Source organism: Pauljensenia sp. UMB10120 (assembly GCF_030212035.1).
GTDB classification, from domain to species: domain Bacteria; phylum Actinomycetota; class Actinomycetes; order Actinomycetales; family Actinomycetaceae; genus Pauljensenia; species Pauljensenia radingae_A.
Genome location: NZ_JASODH010000003.1, coordinates 160,208 through 177,829, shown reverse-complemented (window position 1 = coordinate 177,829; position 17,622 = coordinate 160,208). Strand labels below are relative to the sequence as shown.

The window sequence follows — 17,622 nt, the reverse complement described above, 5'->3', positions numbered from 1 at the left end:
ACTGCTCACAGGCAGACAACCGGGAGATGAGGTGACATGAGCGGACAAGATTGGTTGGAAAAAGATTTCTACAAGACTCTGGGAGTCGGGAAAGACGCCGACGCGGCAGCCATTAAGAAGGCCTACCGCAAGCTTGCCCGAAAGTGGCACCCCGATCAGAATCCTGGAGATGCGAAAGCCGAAGAGCGTTTCAAGGAAATCGGTGAAGCCTACGCCGTCCTGTCAGATCCTGAACAGCGCAAACAATACGATGCGCTGCGTTCAATGGCAGGTGGCGGGGCACGATTCCAGGCAGGCCCCGGCGGCGCGGCAGGCGGAGCAGGCTTTGAAGACCTGTTCTCCAACCTGTTCGGCGGCGGCGGTGGGCCGGGCGGCCAGACCCGAGTGCGCTACAGCACTCAGGGTGGCGGCGGAGCAGGCTTTGAGGATATGTTCTCGAACCTGTTTGGCGGTGGCGGTGGACAATCTGGCCCGTACGGGTCGGGTGCATTCGGTCAGGGAGCGCCCGGAGCAGGCTTTGGCGGTCCTCGACCGCAACGCGGAAACGACCTGCGTGCCTCCACCACACTGACGTTCCGCCAGTCCATGGAAGACACCACCGTGCGGATGACCGTTGACGGCCATTCGATGACGGTGCGCATCCCTGCTGGCGTGAAGGACGGTCAGAAGATCCGTCTGCGCGGCAAGGGGCGTCCCGGCTCAAATGGCGGGAAGAACGGTGACCTGATCGTCACGATCAACGTGGCCAGGCACCCTGTTTATTCGCGCGACGGTGACAACCTGCGGATGCAGCTGCCGGTGACTATGTCGGAGGCAGCGCTGGGTGCCAAAGTCAGCGTGCCCCTTCCTGACGGATCACATGTCGCCATGAAGATCCCTGCAGGCACGCAGTCAGGCGCTGTGTTGAGGCTGCGCCACCGTGGAGCGCCCAACGGGAAGCGTCGTGGTGACCTGCTGGTGGAGGTCCAGGTCGCTGTCCCCACGAAGCTCACGAAACAGCAGCGCGAGGCGCTCGAAGCCTTCAGCGCGTCGCTGGGTGACTGGGATCCGCGCGCTGACCTTGCAAAGCGGGCGGAGGCGTAAGACATGCTGCCTTCTCACTCGCAAACGACGTTCGTGATTTCTGTGGCGGCAGAACTGGCAGGCATGCATCCGCAGACGCTTCGGCAGTATGACCGCCTGGGCCTGGTGACGCCTGCCCGCACCAAGGGACGAGGGCGGCGCTACACGCACCGTGACATCCAACGTCTGCGCGCCGTCCAGGCCATGTCTCAGGAAGAGGGCATTAATCTGGTGGGAATTCGCAGAATCCTCGACCTGGAGCGGACACTCGAACAGCTTGAAGGCGAACGTGACGCGCTCGAACATCAGCTCGATGAAATCAGGCGGCGACGCGACCGTGTCTTTGCCGCCTCGCCGACAGGTGAAGTCTCTTCACTGCGTCGTGGCGAGCGTCCGGGTTCGGCCCGGCGAGGTGCTGACACGCCGGTGGACACAGGCGCCTCAACAGGGACTGAACTGACGTTCCACGGTGGAGCACTGGTCAGATGGGTGCCGACTCAGCTGATGGACCTGGTGAGTTTCTGGATGAATGACTGGCAAGCGCGTCGCGACGGCTAGGCTCAACCTCTACGCCTCTCGGGACGGCTAGGACCCGACCGATGCGCCCCACGAGGCGAGATCTCAGCGATATGCCCCACCATATCGACATGGAAGCGCATGTGCTTTTTCAAGGTCCGCACCACACCAGCTGAAAGTGGAGGTGCGGGCCTTCGTCGCGCTAATGTGACCTCATGACAGTGCCTCATGATTCGACCCGACCATCGTCGAACTCGTCGCGATCTCTTCGCTCCCGCGTGGCAACGGGATTCGGATCCCTGGCTCGCACCGCCTCTCGTGCTCTGGGGCGAGGCTCAGGCGGAATGATCGGTGGGAGAGTCGCCCTCGCACTGGCTCCAAACGTTCTTTCGGAAGTGTCCCGAGGGTGCCGTTGCGTCACAGTCACCGGCACGAACGGTAAATCCACGACGACGCGAATGATTCGCGCAGCGCTGTCCACACGCGGGCAGGTTGCCTCGAACGTGAACGGCGACAACATGCCGCCCGGCATTGTCAGTGCGTTCATGATGGCGCCTCGCGCACAATTCGCCGCTCTGGAAGTCGATGAAATGCACCTGCCGATCGTTGCCGGACAGGTCAACCCTGCAGTGATGGTGCTGCTCAACTTGTCACGCGACCAGCTGGATCGTGTCGGTGAAATCGGCACAGTGGAGCGGCGGCTGCGTCAGGCAGTCAACGCCCACCCCGATGCAACCATTGTTGCGAACTGTGATGATCCCCTGATCGCTTCAGCCGCATGGAATGCGAAGTCGGTGATCTGGGTGGCAGCCGGTACCACGTGGGGGGCGGACTCAGCAGGATTTCCCCGCGGCGGCAGGCTCGTGCGTCAAGGCGATGATTGGCATGTAGTCGGGGCAGACCACCCCTATCGGCGTCCCGAACCTGACTGGTGGCTGGAAAAGGTCGAGGCGTCCGGCCAGGCGACACTTCGTTCGCGCGAGGGCCACGCCACCGACGTGAAACTGAATTTGCCTGGAGCAGCGAACCTCGGCAACGCGGCGCACGCGATCGTGGCTGCGCATCAAGTGGGCGTCGACATTGACGACGCGAGTCGGGCGATCGGTGAGGTCAGAGAAGTAGCAGGGAGGTATTCCACTCACGAGGTCAATGGTCGCCGCGTGCGTATGATGCTGGCGAAGAACCCGGCCGGGTGGCAGGAAGCCATGACGATGGTGGATGCCACTGCGAACGGACTGGTCATCGCGGTGAACGGGCAGATCCCTGATGGCGAAGACCTGTCGTGGCTGTGGGACGTGGACTTTTCAGTGCTTCAACAGTATCCGTGCGCCGAACGCGTCGTGGCGTCGGGGGAACGCGCGGCGGATCTGGCTGTGCGCCTCGAATATGCAGGTATCCATTGCGAGTGCGTACCCGACACGATCGAGGCATTGACGCGCTGTGCTGAAGGACGCATCGAATTCCTGGCAAACTACACGTCATTTCGTGACACGAAACGTGAAATTGACCGGCGCGAAAAAGAACGCCACGCTGGTACGCAGGGCACGCAGACGACGGCCGAGGGAGGACGCGATGAGTGAATCAACCTTGCGGATCGGTGTGCTCTACCCCGAAGTACTGGGCACGTACGGCGATACCGGCAACGCGGTGGTGCTGTGCGAACGCGCACGCAGGCGCGGAATTGATGCTGACATCATCAGCGTCGACCTGGACACATGCGTGCCTGAAGACCTTGACCTGTACACCCTGGGTGGGGGAGAGGACACCGCCCAGGCTCTCGCCGCTCGAAAAATGAGTGACGGCACCGGGCTGAAACGCGCTGTTGAGCGGGGTGCCCCCATTCTGGCGATCTGCGCCTCCCTGCAGGTGCTGGGCCAATGGTACGAGGATGCTAACGCAGTGCGCGTGCCCGGTTTGGGATTCCTGGACGTCACCACCGCGCCTCAGGGCAGCAGAACTATCGGTGAGATTCTCACCACTCCCCAAATCGACGGGCTGACCGACCTGCTCACAGGATTTGAAAATCATGGCGGTGCCACAACATGCGGACCGGATGCCACGCCACTGGGAACCGTCATCCGCGGAACGGGCAACGGCGTCAATACTGGCGACGGAGCATGCGACGGTGTCCACCAGGGATCTATCATCGCCACCTATATGCACGGCCCCGTCCTGGCGCGCAACCCGCAGCTGGCTGACTACCTGCTGAGCCAGGCAATGGGAATAGCGATGACAGACCTGTCTGAACTGGCTGTTCCCGGCGTGCAGCGCCTGCGCGAAGAACGCCTGCAGGCTGTGCACAGTGAGGTCGGCAACTGAACTCCTGAATCACAAAGTTGAGTGGAATAGACTCAAGGCGTGTGTCGTTGTAATGAGTAGATCAGACAACGAAGCCCGTCAGACTCCCTCGTCGACCGAAAACTAACGGTCCGGAAGGTGGCTGAGGGGCAACACTTTAGGAGGTACACGTGAGCGAAGAGTTCACAACGAAGGCTCAGGAAGCCATCGGATCGGCGCTGCAGTCAGCGGCAGCCGCATCCAATCCGCAGGTCGAGCCCCTGCATCTGCTGGGCGCACTGCTCGAACAAAACGAGGGTATTGCCCTGTCCCTGCTGGCAAGCGTTGGAGCAGACCGGAAGGTCGTGGGCGCACGCACCCGCAGCGCTTTGGTGAAACTGCCCTCCACACAAGGTGCCACGACCACTCAGCCCGCCACATCCCGCACGCTGCTCACCGTCATCACCGACGCGCAGCGCAGGGCGAAAGAGGGTGGGGACCAGTACACGTCAACCGAACACCTGCTCATCGCGCTCGCAGCCTCGGGCACGGATGCAGGAAAGATCCTGACCGATCAGGGGGCGACGGAAGAAGCGCTGACCCGTGCACTTTCGCAGCTGCGCCCTGACCCGATCACGTCGGCCAACCCCGAAGGGTCATTTGAAGCACTCGAGAAATACGGTCGCGACCTGACGCAGGTGGCGCGTGAAGGAAAACTCGACCCGGTCATCGGCCGTGACAACGAGATCCGCCGCATCATTCAGGTCCTGTCACGACGCACGAAGAATAACCCTGTGCTGATCGGTGAACCCGGTGTTGGCAAGACCGCTGTGGTCGAAGGCTTGGCGCAACGAATTGTTGCCGGTGACGTGCCCGACTCGCTCAAAGACAAACGAGTCGTGTCACTGGACATCTCATCGATGGTGGCAGGTGCCAAGTATCGTGGCGACTTCGAGGAGCGATTCAAAGCCGTTCTCAACGAAATCGCACGTTCGGACGGGCAGATCATCACTTTCATTGATGAGCTGCACACAGTTGTTGGCGCCGGTGCCGCTGAAGGATCAATGGATGCGGGCAACATGCTCAAACCCATGCTGGCGCGCGGCGAGCTGCGGATGGTGGGTGCCACCACACTGGACGAGTACCGCGAAAACATCGAAAAGGACCCTGCGCTGGAACGCCGTTTCCAGCAGGTCTTTATCGGGGAGCCGTCAGTGGAGGACACCATCGCCGTTCTGCGCGGCATTGCACCCAAGTACGAAGCACACCACAAAGTCACGATTTCCGACGGTGCCCTCGTCGCTGCTGCGCAACTGTCCGACCGCTACATTACCGGGAGGCAACTACCCGACAAGGCGATTGACCTGATTGACGAGGCCGCATCCAGGCTGCGTATGGAACTGGATTCCAGCCCCGTGGAAATTGATCAGCTGCGTCGCCAGGTGGACAGGCTGCGCATGGAGGAATCCTACCTTGCCGAGTCCGACCCCGATCAGGGGGATGCTGCCACGCAGGAACGCCTGGTGAAGCTGCGCAAGGACCTGGCTGACCGGCAGGAAGAACTCAACGCGCTGACCAGCCGGTGGGAGGCTGAAAAGGCCGGACACAACAAGGTCGGTGACCTGCGTGTCACGCTCGATGACCTGCGCACTCAACTGGAGCTGGCGATCCGCCAGAACAAATGGGAGGAAGCCGGTCGCTTGCAAAACGGCGAGATCCCCGCTGTCGAACACCAGATCGAGCAAGCCGAGTCGGAGGCCGAACGTGACGCGGCAGACGGCAGCGCGCCTGAGCCGATGATCGCGGAGAAAGTCGATGCCACCACCATCGCGGAAGTCGTCGAGTCATGGACCGGAATTCCTGTGGGGCGCCTGCTCCAGGGGGAAACCGAGAAACTGCTTGAGATGGAAGACGTGATCGGCAAGCGACTGATCGGTCAGAAGAAGGCTGTTCGCGCCGTAGCCGATGCGGTGCGTCGTTCGCGCGCCGGGCTGTCTGACCCGAACCGTCCCGATGGATCATTCCTGTTCCTCGGACCCACTGGTGTCGGTAAGACCGAGCTGGCACGCTCGCTGGCGGACTTCCTCTTCGACGATGAGCGCGCCATGGTGCGAATCGACATGAGTGAGTATTCCGAGAAGCATTCGGTTGCCCGCCTGGTCGGATCTCCGCCCGGATATGTCGGATACGAGGAAGGTGGTCAGCTCACCGAGGCTGTTCGCCGCCGCCCGTACTGCGTCATTCTGTTGGACGAGGTCGAGAAGGCCGATCCTGAGATCTTCAACATCCTGTTGCAGGTCCTGGACGACGGGCGACTGACCGACGGACAGGGACGCACGGTTGACTTCCGCAACACGATCCTTATTCTGACATCGAACCTGGGCTCACAGTTCCTGGCCGATAGCGCGCTGTCACAGCAGGAACGCCATGACGCGGTCATGCAGCAGGTGCGGATGGCATTTAAACCTGAGTTCCTCAACCGTCTTGATGAGGTCCTCATGTTTGAACCGCTCACCAGTGAAGAGCTGGCGCAGATCGCGGACCTTCAGGTTGCGGCGCTTGCCCGTCGACTGGCTGACCGGCGCATCGCGCTGACGGTGACCGAACCGGCACGCCGATGGCTGACTCGTGCAGGATACGATCCGGCCTATGGTGCCCGTCCGTTGCGTCGCACTGTTCAGCGCGAGGTGGGGGACCGACTGGCCACGATGATTCTGTCCGGCCAGGTGCATGACGGTGACGAAGTGCGCGTGGATGTCAGCGAGGATCTCAGATCCCTGACGATGCAGCGCGTCAGGCCATCCGAGCCTGATGGCGACGAGTATGGCGATCATTCGCCGGACCACAGCGCCGAGCAAAGCGAATACACGCCGGACGACAGCGCCGAGTAAGCGTCGGGAAATCCTGCACCCGCCGTTCCTGACAGGTAAAATCGCAAGTGAATAATTGGTGGGGTGATCACTGGTGCCGCCTTCGTCTAGTTTGGCGAGGGCGGCTCAGTTTGATGCCGAGTTGCAGATAGACTGGGGACGGATCTATCCGTGGCGCATTCAAAGCACCGGTTCAAAGACATGTTGAGGTGGCAATCGTGACGACAGGGCGCAAGAATCGCGGTTCATACTCGACTGGCCTGGCCACCCGCGAATCTATCCTGAACGCGGCGATGTCGCTCATCTCGCGCCGTGGCTTCGCCGGCATATCATTGCGTGACATCGGTCGTGAAGTGGGAATATCCCATCCTGCGGTCATCTACCACTTCCCATCAAAAGAAGCGCTGCTGGGTTCTGTGATCAACCGCATGGAGGAACGAGCGGGGCTGGTTGATTTCGTGGAAGACGCCGAAAATGGCCGGACCGTTCAGGCGCGCGTCATTCCCGAAACGCTGTTCGACTTTGCGATCGCCATGATGAGATTGGCGAACAACCCGGATGTCTCGATGATTATTGACCTGGAGTGCATTCTTGCAGTCGAAGCAGCATCAACGACGCACCCTGTTCACGATCACTTCGTCGCGAGGATCTATGCGATCCACGATTTCCTGCGCGACGAGGTGACCCGCTTGGCATCTGAGGGCATTGCCAAGACCGATCTCAGTCCGGCGTTCCTGGCGAAAACCCTTATGCAGATATGGTTCGGCCTGTCTCTGCAGGCCCGCTACTCCGACGATGAGCAGGCGGGGCGCCAAACAGTGGCTATCTTCCTGGCACAGACCCACCGACTCCTCGGACTGGATTCGGACACAACACTGAAAGTGGGCCAGGCGATCCCTGAAGAAGTCGGTGACGTTTATGCACGTTTCCTGCGAGTGGCAGGGACTCTCAGTTCGTAACCTGGAGGCATAGTGGCTGACATGGATCTGTACCCCGTCCCGTTCGGACACGCGCTCGCAGTGGTGCGCAGCGACCGCACGCTGTATGTGCAAGGCGATGAGTCAGTGGTCTACCCTCTGGCATCGGTCACGAAAGTCATCGCCTCACGCGCCATCCTTGTGGCAATTGACCAGCACCTGATGAACCTTGATGATCCGCTGGGGCCGACAGGATCTACCGTGCGTCACCTGCTGGCTCACGCCTCCGGAATTGCAGCCGACTCGCGCGAGGCGCAGGTGCCCCCAGAAACGGAGCGGATCTATTCCAACGCAGGCTTCGACATCTTAGGGGAGGCAACAAGCGAGGCCACAGGTGAAGAACTCAGTCGCTGGATCGAGCTGAGTGTCCTGGAGCCGCTGGGAATGACAACAGCAGATGCGCCCGGATCTCCTGCTTATTCCGCGGTTGGAAGTGCGGCTGATCTGATTGCTCTGGCTCAGGAGCTCCTCGCTCCCACGCTGATCAGCGAGGACCTTGATCAACAATCCGTGTCAGTGCAGTTCCCTGATCTGGATGGCTTCGTGCCTGGATACCGTAAGCACCGCCCGTGCCCCTGGGGGCTGGGCGTGGAGATCCGCGGCCACAAATCGCCGCATTGGACATCTCAGCATGCCGACCCCGCCACGTTTGGGCACTTCGGAGTGTCCGGCTCGTTCATCTGGGTTGACCGTGGTCGAGACCTGGCGGCTGTATTCGTCGGCACAGAGAAGTTTGGCAGTTGGCACAAGAAGAATTGGTGCCTGCTCAATGATCAGATTCTTGAGCGCTTCGCATAAGGGCACTGCTGGCGACGCCTTGCAACGGTGCCCTGCTGGCGACAGCCTCCGATAACGCTCTGCTGCCGGCCCATTTGTCTGCGCTCCACACATCGAGAGTATGCGTCGTGCGGCCACCTCGGGCAGAGGGACCCTAATGTGCGATCTCAACGATGACCGGCACGTGGTCAGAGGCTCCCTTGCCTTTGCGTTCATCGCGATCAATCCACGCCTGCGTGATGCGGGCGTCAAGTGCAGGCGTCGCATACATGAAGTCAATGCGCATTCCTTCGTTACGAGGGAAACGCAGCTGCTGGTAGTCCCAGTACGTGTAGTTCGTGACGCGAGGACGAGTCGCTTCCACCCATCCATCGGCTTCAAAAGCCTCAAAGGCGGAACGCTCTGGCTGTGTGACGTGGGTGCGGCCGTCGAAGAAGTCGATATCCCACACGTCCTCATCGCGCGGTGCCACATTCCAGTCGCCCACCAGCAGTGCGCTCGGTGAGCCGCCCTCATCCGATGCCGTTGCAGGTGGGACAGCGCCGCCCTCGGCCAGTGTATCCTCACCCGGGGCATCACCCTTGGATACCCCGCTGGAATCGCCTGCAACGTAAGGTGAAACGGCAGCGCGCAGTGCGGCGAGCCACTGGAGTTTGTACTGGTAGTGCGGGTGGTCAATCTCGCGGCCGTTCGGAACATACAGACTCCACACATCCAGTCCTTCAGGCGTTCCATCGTCGATCCGCACTCGCAGGGCACGCGCTTCGACGCGCGCAGGATCTCCCCATGTGGGTGCTCCCGGAAAGTCGCGGGATACGCTGAGAATGGGAAGCCTGGAAGCGATCGCCACGCCATTCCACTGGTTGAGTCCGTGAACCTCCACGCGGTAGCCGGCATCGGTGAACGCGTCAATCGGGAACTGATCCGGCTTGCATTTGATCTCCTGCATTGCCAGTACGTCCAGATTCCACCGCGCGCAGCACTCGATGACGCGGTCGACGCGGGTACGGGCTGAGTTAATGTTCCACGTTCCAATCCTCATGCCTCCACCCTACCGGCGCAGGCTACGCGTTGAGCGAGCACGGATCCGTCGGCGCATGCTGGTCACTGAGCGAGCATGCACGCGCTGGCGACCTTACGATGAGGTTATGGGTACAGCTTTAGTCACGGGAGCAACATCAGGTCTGGGAGAAGAATTCTGCTGGCAACTTGCCGAGGCGGGACATGATCTGGTTCTGGTTGCCCGCACGCAGGAAAAACTCGATGACCTGTCCAATCGTCTGGAGCAGATCGCGAACATCACGACCGAGGTGATCGCAGCTGACCTGTCGCAAGCCGGGGACGTACAGCGGGTTGCCGAGCGTCTCGACGTTCAGCCTGATGATGAATCTGGATGTGCACCGGTGGGCCTGCTGGTCAATAACGCAGGGATGGGTCTGGGGGAGGAGTTCCTCGACAACGAACTGGAGACGGAAGAGCAGGCCCTGGATGTGATGGTGCGAGCCGTCATGGTGCTGTCGTACCACGCTGGTCGTGCCATGCGCCGACGAGGAGTAGGCGCCATCTGCAACATCTCCTCCATCGCTGCAGAGACCGGGATGGGTACCTATAGCGCGCACAAAGCGTGGGTGAAAGCCTTCAGCGAAGGATTGGCGTTCGAACTGGAAGGAACCGGGGTGACTGTCACCGCTGTATCACCGGGCATGACGCGCACAAACTTCCACAAGGCAGCTGATGTTGATGTGTCCGACACACCGGGATGGATCTGGTCGGATGCGGAAACGGTGGTCTCGCAAGCTCTTGAGGCCGTTCGTCGCGGGCGGGTGCTGGTGACGGCGACTGCGCTGTATAAGAGCGCGAATGTGGTCTCTCGGCTGACTCCGCGGTGGTTGATGCGTAAGGTGATGCGCGCCGTTCCGCACATGTAGCGTGACGGGGCTGCTAGCATCGCGGGGCGTTGTGCGGGCAAGTTTGCCAAAATTGTTACCAAATGTAAACAAATGTAACGCGCTGCAATTGCATACATTTTGTGGAGACAACGTTGTAGAGTAAAAGCAACGTCGATCGTTGATCGGCACCTGAGAGGCGGCTCGATCTGAGAGGCCACCGAATTCAGGTTTTTGACACGAAGGAGTGAACGAAAATGGCAACCAGAAAAGGAATTGCCTTGGCAGCTGGCGCTGCTGCGATGGTGCTGATGACGGCATGTAGCAGTGGCGGTGGCGGACAGGCATCAGGGGACTCAGGTGCCTCTGGTGGTGGCGCAACCGGTGAATTCGAGGGGCGCGGCCCCATCACCTATGTGCAGGGTAAAGACAACTCCGGTCTGATGGCTCCCATGTTGGAGGATTGGAACAAGGACCACCCGAACGAAAAGGTTGAGATGATCGAGTTGTCGGCCGAAGCCGATCAGCAGCGCAACTCGATGGTTCAGAACGCTCAGACCCAATCAGATGCATACTGCGTTATTTCTCTGGACAACATCCACGTCGCCGAATTTGCTGCTCACCGCTGGGTTGAGCCGCTCAACGAGGCAGACTTTCCCAAGGACAAGATTCTGCCGGCTGTGTGGCAGACAGGCCTGTACCGTGACCAGCTCTACGCCATGCCCCATGGCTCTGATGGTGGCATTTTGTACTACCGCAAGGATCTGCTTGAGCAGGCCGGTGTGACCGATCCGCCCAAGACGTGGGATGACATGAAGAAGGGCTGCGAAGCTGTGCGCGGCCTCGACGGTCATTCAGACATCGGGTGCTATGGCGGACAGATGGCCAAGTACGAAGGCCTGACGGTCAACGTTGACGAAGCCATTCACTCCGCCGGCGGACAGATTGTCAGCCCCGAGGGCGAAGTAGTCGTCGACTCGCCTGAAGCCCTCAAGGGTCTGCAGACGCTTGAAAATGCCTTCAAGGATAACTTCATTCCTGAAGAAGCCTTGACTTACAAGGAAGAAGAAGGCCGCGCCGCATTCGAAGCCGACCGCCTGGTCTACTACCGCAACTGGCCATACCAGTACTCCCTGACCAAGGAAAAGCTGGGCGACAAGTTCGGAGTTGCTCCGCTGCCTGGTTTGACCGCAGATCAGCCTGAAGGAGGCGTGTCCTCACTGGGCGGCCACAACGTCGCCATCTCCAGCTTCTGCAAGAACAAGGCGACCGCGTACGACTTCATCAAGTGGTTCACTTCAGAGGAAATCGGAAAGCGCATGCTCACCGAGCAGACGCTGGCTCCGATCTACACCGCGTTGTACGAGGATCCGGAACTGATCGATCAGTACCCGTATCTGCCGGCGCTGAAGGGCTCCATCGAGAGCGCTGCACCGCGCCCGCAGGTTGTCAACTATGGCGACGTGTCGGCAGCGATTCAGGATGCCGTCTTCCCTGTTCTGCAGAGACAGGCAACGCCTGAACAGGCCCTTAAGGATTTGAGCGCCAAGCTCACCGAGCTCACGGCTGGCCAGCAGTAAGTTTGTCACCGCTCCTGGTTGGGTGGCTTGTGCCACCCAACCAGGAGCCTTAGCGCGCTTTCCAGGAGGAAGAACTCATGGCGAAAGCACCCACTCAGAAGACGCAACGTCGCGGAAAATCTGAGTCGCAGAAACAGCAAAGTCGCTTGGCGGCGTTGCTTGTTTCGCCCACCATCATCGTTATTTCAATCGTCATTTTGTTCCCCACGATTTCGGCTCTGTATCAGTCGCTGTTCGGCGCCAAGGGAATCGATCCTGAAACAGGATTCGTCAACGATACCGAGCCATTCGTTGGACTGGACAATTACATCAACATCTTCGCCGGAGACACCGGCGCACGATTCTGGACTGCGTTCTGGAACACGACATTCTTCGCGTTTGTCACAGTCAGTATCGAAGCTGTCCTCGGCGTGATCATGGCGCTCATCATGCACCAGGCCATCAAGGCGCGCGGGTTCGTCCGTGCGGCAATCCTCGTGCCATGGGCAATCCCCACTGCCATCTCGGCCGTGCTGTGGAAGTGGATCTTCGATGCGCACGGAGCTGCGAACGCTCTGCTCAATACGCAGATCCTGTGGGCGACATCTGAATGGCCCGCCAAATTCGCCATCATCATCGCTGACACGTGGAAGACGGCGCCGTTCATCGGACTGCTAACCCTGGCCGGTCTGCAGATCATTCCCGAGGAAGTCTACGAGGCAGCCAAGATTGACGGTGCAAACGCATGGCGTCGTTTCCTGTCCATCACGCTTCCACTGGTCAAACCAGCACTCGTTGTCGCAGTCCTGTTCCGCGCTCTTGATGCTCTGCGCATGTTCGACCTGCCCTACATTCTGATCGGACCGCGTAAAGGATCTGTCGAAACGCTGTCCATGCTGGTTCAGGATGAGGCAACAAACCTGAGATACGGGTCAGGTGCTGCGTACGCAGTGATCCTGTTCCTCTACGTCTTCCTCATATCCTTCGCCTTCATCAAGCTGCTCGGCGCAGAACTGTTTGAAGATGACGGCCAGTCGCAGAAGAGCTCGAAGCTGCGTTTGAGCGCGTTCTTCAAGCGTTCGAAGGAAGCGAAAGAAGTCCAAAGGCCACCCTCGTCCACCACCGGGGGAGCTGACGCGCCTGCCCAGGCCGGATTGACTGCGGAGGTGTCACGATGAAAAGCAAAGGTGTCAAGGCGGCTCTGCTCGACACGTCCTCATGGATCGGCATCATCGCGATCGTGGTGTTCTGTTTAGCTCCGTTCTACTGGATGATCGTGTCCTCACTGCGTCCCACGCGCGACATTTTCGACACGACGCTGTGGCCGCGCGAAGTGAGCATGGAAAACTACGTTGAGGTCTTCAAGCCAGACCGCCTGTTCACGCAGTCACTGTTGAACTCGCTGATCGTTGCCGGCGTGACGACGATTCTGGCACTGCTGGTCGCGACGTTCACCGCGTACGCTCTGGCGCGACTGGAGTTCCCGGGCAAGACGTTGGTACTGACCATTGTCATCGCCTCGTCGATGTTCCCGTTGGTCGCCATCGTGGTGCCGTTGCTCAAGCTGTTTACACAGTGGGAATGGATCAACACCTATCAGTCGATGATTGTGCCCGACCTGTCATTCGCACTGCCGCTGGCCGTGTGGAATCTGACCAGCTTCTTCAGGCAGATGCCGCGCGAACTGGAACAGGCCGCAATGGTCGATGGCTGCACGCCAGGTCAGGCCTTCCGCAAAGTCATCATTCCGATCGCCGCTCCTGGCATTTTCACCACTGCCATCATCGTCTTTATCAATGCGTGGAATGAGTTCCTCATTGCCGTGACGATGGTCAACAAGCAGGACATGAAGACTGCTCCGGTCATTGTGTCCCAGTTCGGTGGCGTATCCGGGTTTGAGACGCCGTTCGGCTCCCAGATGGCGGCCGGCGTGGTGGTCACCGTGCCGCTGGTCATCATGGTGCTGATCTTCCAGCGCCGCATCGTTGCCGGCCTGGCAGCAGGTGGCGTCAAACAGTAAAGGAGGCACAGGCGCCGCGGAACGCCAGACGGAACGGGCAACCGAGGCGCCAGGGTACTTCACTACACGCGAATACTCCCCAGGTGAAATGCCCAATGTGATGTCATGGGGCAAGCTCTCCGCGCCGGCACTGCACGCGGTAGGCTTGCCCCATGACTAATGACTCCCATAAATCGCGCCTGGCCGAACTGGTACGTGAACTCGCCGTGATCCACGAACACGTCACGCTGGCATCGGGCAAAGAATCTGATTTCTACGTCGATATGCGCCGAGCCACCCTCCATCACGAGGCGGGTCCCCTGATCGGCCACGTCATGCTGGACATGCTGGAAGAAGCTGGTTTCGGCCCTGAAGACTACGACGCGGTGGGCGGTCTGACGATGGGCGCCGACCCGGTGGCCACCGCCATGATGCACGCAGCCGCCTCTCGCGGCCTGAACCTGGACGCATTCGTGGTGCGCAAAGCAGCCAAGGACCACGGCATGAAGCGCCGCATCGAAGGCCCAGACGTTCAGGGCAGGCGCGTGATCGTCCTGGAAGATACCTCCACCACGGGTGGCTCACCGATCGAAGCTGTCCATGCTCTGCGTGAAGCCGGGGCAGAAGTCCTGGCAGTTGCCGTTGTTGTGGATCGCGCCACGGGCGCCAAAGAGCGTATCGAAGCAGAAGGACTGCCGTATTTCAGTGCCCTCGGACTGGCCGACCTCGACCTCGACTAGTTTCTACCTCGATCTCAGTGAGTGCCGACCGGAAGGTCGATTCACGAGGGTAGCCTGCGCATTGATCCCAACCGCGCGCGGATTGGCCGGAGCTTAGCCGCGCCCGGCTTCGACCAATTCGACCAGATCGCCAATGCCTTGGTGAACACCAAACGGGCGGTACGGGAAATTCTGAATTTCGTGTTCATCGGTTGAGCCAGTGAGCACGAGGTGTGTGCGCAGTCCGGCCTCCACACCGGCCTGAATATCGGTATCCATACGGTCACCGACCATCGCCGCGGTCTCGGAGTGTGCGCCGATTTTATTGAGCGCGGCCCGGATCATAATGGGGTTCGGTTTACCTACGTAGTAGGGCGAGCGGTTTGTTGCACGCTCGATCATCGCGGCAATGGAGCCGGTTGCCGGAAGGGTGCCCTCGTCGGAAGGCCCGGTTGCATCGGGGTTGGTGGCGATGAACTTCGCGCCTTTTTCGATCAAACGGATCGCGCGAGTCAGGGCGTTGAAGTCGTAGGAGCGTGTTTCGCCCAGAATCACGAATTCAGGATCCGTGTCGGTCATGATGTAGCCCGCATTGTGCAGCGCAGTGGTCAGGCCGGCCTCGCCAATAATGTAAGCCGATGATTGCGGGGACTGCTGCGACAGGAACGCAGCGGTCGCGTTGGCAGACGTCCAGATACGGTCTTCCGGAACGTCCAGGCCGGAACGAGCCAGTCGGGCGGACAGGTCGCGGTTCGTGAACGTTGAATTATTCGTCAGCACCAGGAACGGCATGTTGTGCGATTTCAATGCGTCGAGGAACTCCTGCGCGCCGGGAAGCGCGCGGTTTTCCTTGACCAGGACGCCATCCATGTCGGACAGCCAGGCAGTGGCCGGTGGCATCTGCGAGAGCGGCACCGTGTCGTAGAGGTTTTCGTTCATGGCTCTAATGTATCGAGGATCAACCGTTAGTGGGCAGATGCGGGGCAAGAAGGTGCAGATGCTGTCGCGACATGTGTCTGCGTGTATGGCGGTGCGCGGTATTCAGGTCGAGAAGTGGCAAGACGAGGCGAGGGGCAAGCTGGAGTGCAGTGTCAAGGCGACCTGTGAAACCGAGGTGCTCATTATCCGTGTACCCTAGTCGCCGTGGAGGATACGAATCGTTCAACAGCATCCAACGCTCCTGCAGGGGTAGGGCCGTGGCCAGGGGGATCAAATTCATGGCCTGATGACGAGCGACTCGACCCCGACTTGTTGGCGAACGGCGATACGCGAAACGTTGAAGACCAGTACCGTTACTGGACCATGGATGCCATCCGTGCCGACATGGCACAGCGCTCCACCGGGCTGCATGTGGCGATTGAAAACGTCGAGCATGATTTCAATATCGGCTCGATTGTGCGCACCGCAAACGCTCTTGGCGCCAGACGTGTGTGGATTGTGGGGCGTAAGCGGTGGAATCGTCGAGGCGCGATGGTCACTGATCGCTACCTGGATGTAGCGCATGTTGACGACTGTCAGGCACTCGCTCGCCAGTGCGTCGAGCAGGGAATCACGCTTATCGGTATCGACAATGTGGAGGGCTCGCGCCCGCTCGAAGGGGCCGTGCTCCCCGAGCGGGCATGCCTGGTTTTTGGTGCCGAACGCGGCGGGCTGAGCGAAGCTATGCGGCGGGCTTGTTCCCAGATCCTGCACATCACGCAGTATGGGTCGACCCGGTCGATGAATGTGGGTCATGCCGCTGCCATTGCTATGTGGGCATGGGTTGTGCAAACAAAGGCGACGAGCTAGAGGCCATTGTCAACACTCATGCGCTGGGCCTGCTGCCAATAAGTGTGCAATGGTCGGACGGGACTTTCTCCCCTCCACGGCCGAGCAAAACATGAGATAATACTGATTGACCGACTGTCGTTCAAAGAGGAGGCTCCTGTGCCTATCGCAACACCTGAGGTCTACAACGAAATGTTCGATCGCGCCAAGAAGGGCAAGTTTGCTTACCCTGCGATCAACGTGACCTCATCCCAAACTCTGACTGCAGCTCTGCGAGGCTTCGCGGAAGCAGAATCCGATGGCATCATCCAGGTTTCTGTGGGCGGCGCAGAATACTGGTCCGGCTCGACGATCAAGGATCGCGTTGCCGGCTCACTCGCTATGGCTGCATACGCACGCGAGGTTGCCAAGAACTACCCAGTCACCGTCGCGCTGCACACTGACCACTGCGCCAAGCAGAACATTGATTCCTGGATTCGTCCGCTCATGGAACTGGAAGCCGAAGAAGTCAAGGCAGGACGTCTGCCCTTCTACCAGTCCCACATGTGGGACGGCTCATCCGTTCCGTTGGACGAGAACCTGAAGATCGCTCAGGAACTGCTGGAGCTGTCGCAGAAGTCCAACACCATTCTTGAAGTTGAGATCGGTGTTGTCGGCGGCGAAGAAGACGGCATCAAGGGCGAGATCAACGAAAAGCTCTACACCACTCCTGAAGACGGCATCAAGACCGTCGAGGCGCTGGGTCTGGGTGAAAAGGGCCGCTACATCACAGCGCTGACCTTCGGTAACGTCCACGGTGCGTACAAGCCTGGTTTCGTCAAGCTGCGCCCGGAGATCCTCGGAGAGATCCAGGAAGCTGTGGGCAAGAAGTTCGATGCTGGCAACCGCCCCTTCGACCTGGTGATGCACGGCGGATCCGGTTCGACCGCTGAGGAAATCGCCACCGCTGTCGAAAACGGCGTCATCAAGATGAATGTCGACACCGACACGCAGTACGCATTCACCCGTCCCGTTGCCGCCTGGATGATGCAGAACGTCGAAGGCGTTCTGAAGATCGACGGCGAGGTCGGCGTGAAGAAGCAGTACGATCCTCGTTCATGGGGCAAGGCTGCTGAAGCTGGCATGGCTGCTCGCGTTGTCGAGGCATGTGAGCGTCTGGGCTCCACCGGCACCAAGATGAAGTAAGCATTCGCGAGCCGCTGTCACTGACAGC

The 17,622-nt window shown here is 59.9% G+C and carries 17 protein-coding genes; 15 read left to right on the top strand and 2 right to left on the bottom strand.

From position 1 onward, the window contains the following. Positions 1 to 36: 36 nt before the first annotated feature. From QP093_RS04240 to QP093_RS04210, 7 genes are all read left to right on the top strand, one after another. Positions 37 to 1,083: a DnaJ C-terminal domain-containing protein gene (locus tag QP093_RS04240; RefSeq protein WP_285014888.1), complete on the top strand. Its 1,047-nt coding sequence runs from the start codon at positions 37 to 39 to the stop codon at positions 1,081 to 1,083. Between the two features lie 3 nt (positions 1,084 to 1,086). Further along, positions 1,087 to 1,620 (top strand): heat shock protein transcriptional repressor HspR, encoded by a 534-nt coding sequence (locus tag QP093_RS04235; RefSeq protein WP_285014886.1) that lies wholly within the window; start codon positions 1,087 to 1,089, stop codon positions 1,618 to 1,620. A gap of 173 nt (positions 1,621 to 1,793) precedes the next feature. Next, positions 1,794 to 3,158 (top strand): Mur ligase family protein, encoded by a 1,365-nt coding sequence (locus QP093_RS04230; RefSeq protein ID WP_285014884.1) that lies wholly within the window; start codon positions 1,794 to 1,796, stop codon positions 3,156 to 3,158. Then, positions 3,151 to 3,897: a type 1 glutamine amidotransferase gene (locus QP093_RS04225; RefSeq protein ID WP_285014882.1), complete on the top strand. Its 747-nt coding sequence runs from the start codon at positions 3,151 to 3,153 to the stop codon at positions 3,895 to 3,897. Before QP093_RS04230 ends, QP093_RS04225 begins: the two co-directional genes overlap by 8 nt. A gap of 149 nt (positions 3,898 to 4,046) precedes the next feature. Further along, positions 4,047 to 6,746, top strand: coding sequence for an ATP-dependent chaperone ClpB (clpB, locus tag QP093_RS04220; protein ID WP_285014879.1), 2,700 nt, complete (start codon positions 4,047 to 4,049; stop codon positions 6,744 to 6,746). 197 nt (positions 6,747 to 6,943) lie between these two features. Further along, complete coding sequence (locus tag QP093_RS04215; RefSeq protein WP_285014876.1) at positions 6,944 to 7,684, top strand: TetR/AcrR family transcriptional regulator; 741 nt, start codon at positions 6,944 to 6,946, stop codon at positions 7,682 to 7,684. 21 nt (positions 7,685 to 7,705) lie between these two features. After that, complete coding sequence (locus QP093_RS04210) at positions 7,706 to 8,500, top strand: serine hydrolase domain-containing protein (protein ID WP_285015087.1); 795 nt, start codon at positions 7,706 to 7,708, stop codon at positions 8,498 to 8,500. 133 nt (positions 8,501 to 8,633) lie between these two features. Here QP093_RS04210 and QP093_RS04205 read toward each other — a convergent pair whose 3' ends face one another. Then, entirely contained in the window at positions 8,634 to 9,521 is an 888-nt protein-coding gene (locus QP093_RS04205) for an exodeoxyribonuclease III (protein ID WP_285014873.1), read from the bottom strand. A gap of 106 nt (positions 9,522 to 9,627) precedes the next feature. Between QP093_RS04205 and QP093_RS04200 the strand changes: the two genes are divergently transcribed. From QP093_RS04200 to pyrE, 5 genes are all read left to right on the top strand, one after another. Further along, positions 9,628 to 10,407, top strand: a complete 780-nt coding sequence (locus QP093_RS04200; protein ID WP_070727946.1) for an SDR family NAD(P)-dependent oxidoreductase — start codon at positions 9,628 to 9,630, stop codon at positions 10,405 to 10,407. 215 nt (positions 10,408 to 10,622) lie between these two features. Continuing rightward, on the top strand, positions 10,623 to 11,945 hold the full coding sequence (locus QP093_RS04195) for an ABC transporter substrate-binding protein (protein WP_070727680.1): 1,323 nt from the start codon (positions 10,623 to 10,625) through the stop codon (positions 11,943 to 11,945). Positions 11,946 to 12,022: 77 nt separating this feature from the next. Further along, positions 12,023 to 13,102, top strand: a complete 1,080-nt coding sequence (locus tag QP093_RS04190) for a carbohydrate ABC transporter permease (protein ID WP_070727678.1) — start codon at positions 12,023 to 12,025, stop codon at positions 13,100 to 13,102. Next, on the top strand, positions 13,099 to 13,944 hold the full coding sequence (locus QP093_RS04185; protein WP_058237283.1) for a carbohydrate ABC transporter permease: 846 nt from the start codon (positions 13,099 to 13,101) through the stop codon (positions 13,942 to 13,944). The genes QP093_RS04190 and QP093_RS04185 overlap by 4 nt, the downstream gene beginning before the upstream one ends. Positions 13,945 to 14,096: 152 nt before the next feature. Beyond that, the gene (gene pyrE, locus QP093_RS04180; RefSeq protein WP_058237282.1) at positions 14,097 to 14,663 is read left to right on the top strand and encodes an orotate phosphoribosyltransferase; all 567 of its coding nucleotides are present in this window, start codon (positions 14,097 to 14,099) and stop codon (positions 14,661 to 14,663) included. Positions 14,664 to 14,756: 93 nt separating this feature from the next. Here pyrE and QP093_RS04175 read toward each other — a convergent pair whose 3' ends face one another. Continuing rightward, entirely contained in the window at positions 14,757 to 15,581 is an 825-nt protein-coding gene (locus tag QP093_RS04175; protein ID WP_058237281.1) for an HAD-IIA family hydrolase, read from the bottom strand. Between QP093_RS04175 and QP093_RS04170 the strand changes: the two genes are divergently transcribed. The 3 genes from QP093_RS04170 (at position 15,580) to fbaA (ending at position 17,594) form a co-directional block, all read left to right on the top strand. Next, a complete protein-coding gene (locus QP093_RS04170) occupies positions 15,580 to 15,780 on the top strand; it encodes a hypothetical protein (RefSeq protein WP_285014870.1) in 201 nt (66 codons plus the stop codon). The two genes, QP093_RS04175 and QP093_RS04170, sit on opposite strands and share 2 nt — an antisense overlap. Positions 15,781 to 15,785: 5 nt before the next feature. Further along, positions 15,786 to 16,430 (top strand): TrmH family RNA methyltransferase, encoded by a 645-nt coding sequence (locus tag QP093_RS04165; RefSeq protein ID WP_285014867.1) that lies wholly within the window; start codon positions 15,786 to 15,788, stop codon positions 16,428 to 16,430. Positions 16,431 to 16,568: 138 nt separating this feature from the next. Next, the gene (fbaA, locus tag QP093_RS04160; RefSeq protein WP_285014864.1) at positions 16,569 to 17,594 is read left to right on the top strand and encodes a class II fructose-bisphosphate aldolase; all 1,026 of its coding nucleotides are present in this window, start codon (positions 16,569 to 16,571) and stop codon (positions 17,592 to 17,594) included. Positions 17,595 to 17,622 lie beyond the last annotated feature (28 nt).

Bases quoted from the DNA above. Each gene is read 5' to 3' on its own strand.
- QP093_RS04200 (WP_070727946.1), top strand. From the start codon at position 9,628: ATGGGTACAGCTTTAGTCACGGGAGCAACATCAGGTCTGGGAGAAGAA.
- QP093_RS04230 (WP_285014884.1), top strand. From the start codon at position 1,794: ATGACAGTGCCTCATGATTCGACCCGACCATCGTCGAACTCGTCGCGA.
- QP093_RS04195 (WP_070727680.1), top strand. From the start codon at position 10,623: ATGGCAACCAGAAAAGGAATTGCCTTGGCAGCTGGCGCTGCTGCGATG.
- QP093_RS04175 (WP_058237281.1), bottom strand. From the start codon at position 15,581: ATGAACGAAAACCTCTACGACACGGTGCCGCTCTCGCAGATGCCACCG.
- QP093_RS04205 (WP_285014873.1), bottom strand. From the start codon at position 9,521: ATGAGGATTGGAACGTGGAACATTAACTCAGCCCGTACCCGCGTCGAC.
- QP093_RS04210 (WP_285015087.1), top strand. From the start codon at position 7,706: ATGGATCTGTACCCCGTCCCGTTCGGACACGCGCTCGCAGTGGTGCGC.
- QP093_RS04170 (WP_285014870.1), top strand. From the start codon at position 15,580: ATGGCTCTAATGTATCGAGGATCAACCGTTAGTGGGCAGATGCGGGGC.
- QP093_RS04235 (WP_285014886.1), top strand. From the start codon at position 1,087: ATGCTGCCTTCTCACTCGCAAACGACGTTCGTGATTTCTGTGGCGGCA.
- pyrE (WP_058237282.1), top strand. From the start codon at position 14,097: ATGACTAATGACTCCCATAAATCGCGCCTGGCCGAACTGGTACGTGAA.
- QP093_RS04225 (WP_285014882.1), top strand. From the start codon at position 3,151: ATGAGTGAATCAACCTTGCGGATCGGTGTGCTCTACCCCGAAGTACTG.
- QP093_RS04185 (WP_058237283.1), top strand. From the start codon at position 13,099: ATGAAAAGCAAAGGTGTCAAGGCGGCTCTGCTCGACACGTCCTCATGG.
- QP093_RS04190 (WP_070727678.1), top strand. From the start codon at position 12,023: ATGGCGAAAGCACCCACTCAGAAGACGCAACGTCGCGGAAAATCTGAG.
- QP093_RS04240 (WP_285014888.1), top strand. From the start codon at position 37: ATGAGCGGACAAGATTGGTTGGAAAAAGATTTCTACAAGACTCTGGGA.